This window comes from Longimicrobium sp. (assembly GCF_036554565.1).
In the GTDB taxonomy this organism is placed as follows: Bacteria; Gemmatimonadota; Gemmatimonadetes; order Longimicrobiales; family Longimicrobiaceae; genus Longimicrobium.
In genome coordinates this window covers 1-3656 of sequence record NZ_DATBNB010000886.1, presented here as the reverse complement: position 1 = coordinate 3656, position 3656 = coordinate 1, and the positions used below count along the sequence as shown (strand labels likewise).

Below are 3656 nucleotides of genomic sequence, written 5' to 3'. Positions count from 1 at the left end.
ACCTGCGACTGCTATGCCCTAACTGCCATTCGCAGACCGGAACATACTGCGGAAGGAATAAGCGAAATCCCCACCGTCAGTAACGGCGGGGATCGATGATGCCTGGGGCGGGACTCGAACCCGCAAGGCTTTTGGCCGGGGCATTTTAAGTGCCCTGTGTTTACCGATTTCACCACCCAGGCGCGGCGAGGACGTTCCGATCGGGGCGACTCGCGTACTTCAACATAATCCGAAGTCCCGCGTTCTTCCACCGCCGCAGTTCACCGACCTGGATCTCCCCGCGCCGCTAGTGCGTCCCGGACAGCGGATCGCGGGGTCGCGGCTTCGGCGGGAGCGCCTGCTTGGGATCGCCGCCGATGCCCAGCCAGTCGCCTACGCCCCGCATCGTGCGGCCGAACCAGCCGCCGAAGTCGTCGGGGTGCACCGGGCACTGCTCCGTGGGCTCGGTACCGGGAAGGAAGTACTCCGTCGCCACCTGCTCGCCGGGGCATCCGCCGGTGGCCAGGCGTCCGGTGGAGCGGTCGATCTGCACGCTCGTGAGGTCCGAGGGCGGCGTCCACGCGGTGGGCGCGCCGTGCCGCTGGTAGTACGACGCCATCACCTTGCCCCACACCGGCGCCGCCAGCCCGCCGCCCGACGCGTTCGCCAAAATGCGCGCGGGACGATCGAAGCCCAGCCACACGCCCGCAACCACGTCGGGGGTGGCGCCTACGAACCACACGTCCGCCGCGTCGTTCGTCGTTCCCGTCTTCCCGGCGGCGGCAATGGTGTACGGCAGCCCGGCCGTCCGCACGCCCGATCCCGTGCCGCGGTCCACCACGTCGCGCATCAGTGACGTCGTCAGGTAAGCCACCCCGGGCGACATCACGTAGCGCTTGGCGGACTTGGCCTCCCACACCACGCGCCCGTTGGAATCCACCACGCGCTGGATCAGCCGGGGCTTCACCGCGGCGCCGCCATTGGCGAACGGGGCGTAGGCGGCCACGAGCTCGATGGGGATCACCGAGGCGGCGCCCAGAAAGGTGGACGGGTACGGCTTGATCTCCGTGGTGATGCCCATGTCGTGCGCGGCCTGCACCACGCGGGTGGCGCCCACCTTCTGCCCCAGGACCACCGCCGCGCGATTGGACGAGGTGCGCAGCGCGCCGCGCATGTCCATGGTAAGCGAGTCGGAAACGTGGTCGGCGGGATAGTAGCCGCCCGTGGAATCCGTGGCGCCGGGGCCCACCAGCGGCTCGGTGATGGGAATGCCCTTCGCCAGCGCCGCGGAGTACACGATGGGCTTGAAAGCCGAGCCCGCCTGGCGGCGCGCCTGCGTGGCCCGGTCGAACTGGCTGAGCGCGTAGTCGCGGCCGCCCACCAGGGCCAGCACGTTGCCGTTGTCGGGGTTCATCGCCACGAACATCCCCTGCAGGCACGCGCCCGGGTTGGCCGGCCTGGCCCCGCAGGACGCCCCCCGGAAGCGGCCGTGCGTTCCCCGTTCCACCGCGCGGATCTGCGCGACGAGCGCCTGCTCGGCCGCGGACTGCAGCGCCGGGTCCAGCGAGGTGTACACGCGGTAGCCCGCCTGGTCGGCGTCGGTGCCGAAGCGCTCGCGAAGCTCGCGGCGCACCGCGGCGATGAAGTACGGGGCGCGCCCCCGGGCCTCGGGCGGCGGGGCCAGGCCCAGCGGCTCGGCGATGGCGGCCTGCGCCTCTTCGCGCGAGATGACGCCGGACGAGGCCATCATCCCCAGCACCATGTCGCGCCGGCTGCGCACCGCGTCGGGGTTGCGGCGGGGATCGTAGAACGACGGGTTGCGCGGGATGGCGGCCAGCATGGCGGCCTGCGCGTTGGTCAGCTTCGTCGCCGACTTTCCGAAGTAGCCCTGCGACGCCGCCTCCACGCCGTACAGCCCGGCGCTCAGGTAGATCTGGCTCAGGTACATCTCCAGGATCTCGTCCTTGGAGAACTCGCCCTCGATCTTCTGCGCCAGCGTGATCTCCCACAGCTTGCGCCGCAGCGTCTTCTCGCGCTTCAGGTGCTGGGGAAAGACGTTCCGCGCCAGCTGCATGGTGACGGTGCTGAAGCCCTGGCTCCAGCTGAGCGAGCGGACGTTGCGGGCCATGGCGCCGAACGCGCGGCGCCAGTCCACGCCCTTGTGGCGGTAGAAACGCTTGTCTTCCACGGCCAGGAACGCGCCCGACACGTGGGCGGGAATGCGCTCCAGCGGCACCACGATGCGGCGCTCGGGCGCAAGATGGGCGACCAGCTGGCCGCGTCCGTCGTACACGCGCGTGGCCTGCGGGGGCGCGTAATCGCGCAGCGCCACCACGGACGGGCAGTCCGCGCCCGAGCAGCGCGGCCACAGCCACGCCAGCGCGCCCACGCCCGCGGCGGCGCCGACGGCCAGCACGATCAGCAGGACGCGAACGGTGGTGCGCAGCCGCGAGCGTCCGCCGCTCTTGGCGGCACGGGGCCGGGTGGTCTTGCGTGCCATCTGGCTCGGGGAAAACGGGATGGAGAGTCTGCCAGGAGGTCCAGCTGTGTACCGGCACCGGACGGGCGGTGTTCCGAACCGCGCCGCTCCGTCGTCAAAGCGGGCTGCTGCGACTCAGCCGCGCAGCAGCCGCCCGCCGTCCACCACCAGCGTTTCGCCGGTAACGAAGTCCGCTTCCACAAGATACAACAATGCGCGCACCACGTCTTGCGGCGATCCGTTGCGCTGCAGCGGCGAGCGCCGCGCGAGCTCCGCGATCTCGGCTTCGGTGAGATTTTCCGGCGGCAGCACGGTGCCGGGCGCAATGGCGTTTACGCGAACGTCGGGCGCAAGGTTTCGCGCGGCGACCTTGGTCAGGTGAATGAGCCCGGCCTTGGATACCGCGTGGGCGGCGTAGGCGGCCCACGCCTGCATTCCCGCGAGGTCGGCGAGGTTGATGACGGTGCCCTTCCGCTCGCGAAGGGTGGGGGCAAGGTGGCGGATGAGGAAGAAGGGCGCTTTCAGGTTGACGGCGAGCGTGTGGTCCCAGAGCTCCTCGCTGGTCTGCTCCAGCCGCTCGGACGGGAACACGGATGCGTTGTTGACGAGCAGGTCGATGCCGCCGAACGCATCCACCGCCTCGCTCGCCAGCCGCCGCACCTCTGCATCGTCGGACAGGTCCGCGCCGATGATGGCCACCTCGCCGCCGCGCCCGACGATCTCGTCGCGCAGCTCCTCCGCGGGCCGCGCGGACGAGTTGTAGTGGATGACGAGCCGATATCCGAGCCCGGCGAGCGCGGAAGAGATTTCGCGGCCGATGCGGACTGCGCCGCCGGTGACGAGAGCTGTTTTCATGCGGGAAGGTTACACGCGGAGAGGCGGCTCCGGCAACGGCGGGTGCGGCAACGGCACGACGGACCCGAGGCGCGCGGCCGAGTCGCACCTGGTCCGACTGACCTCGGCGGATTCCGCGGGCGCGCCCCATCCCCAACCCGGCCCCCGCAAACTGCCGCGGGGGAAGGGAGCGAGTGTGGTGCGCGTCCGTCGGTGCCGATGTGTGGGCAAGGGCCGCTTCCATGGCTTGGAGCGCTTCGGTAGGTCCGCAGCAGTCCCCGGCTGCCCTCTCCCCCCGGCCCCCTCTCCCGCAAGCGGGCTATCCATTACCCACATCTTTGTATCGGCGCAGGGCCGCCGGAAA

At 70.5% G+C, this 3656-nt stretch carries 2 protein-coding genes and 1 tRNA gene; all 3 read right to left on the bottom strand.

Annotation, left to right across the window (positions count from 1 at the left end; translation table 11 throughout):
• Positions 1-99: 99 nt before the first annotated feature.
• The 3 genes from VIB55_RS24760 to VIB55_RS24750 all read right to left on the bottom strand — a co-directional run bounded on the left by VIB55_RS24760 (position 100) and on the right by VIB55_RS24750 (position 3313).
• Positions 100-182, bottom strand: a tRNA-Leu gene (locus VIB55_RS24760).
• 104 nt (positions 183-286) lie between these two features.
• The gene (locus tag VIB55_RS24755; protein WP_331879367.1) at positions 287-2479 is read right to left on the bottom strand and encodes a PBP1A family penicillin-binding protein; all 2193 of its coding nucleotides are present in this window, start codon (positions 2477-2479) and stop codon (positions 287-289) included.
• A 114-nt stretch (positions 2480-2593) separates the two neighbouring features.
• Entirely contained in the window at positions 2594-3313 is a 720-nt protein-coding gene (locus tag VIB55_RS24750) for an SDR family oxidoreductase (RefSeq protein ID WP_331879366.1), read from the bottom strand.
• Between the last annotated feature and the right edge of the window lie 343 nt (positions 3314-3656).

Coding starts and splice junctions, on each gene's coding strand:
- VIB55_RS24750 (WP_331879366.1), bottom strand. CDS start 3,313: ATGAAAACAGCTCTCGTCACCGGCGGCGCAGTCCGCATCGGCCGCGAA.
- VIB55_RS24755 (WP_331879367.1), bottom strand. CDS start 2,479: ATGGCACGCAAGACCACCCGGCCCCGTGCCGCCAAGAGCGGCGGACGC.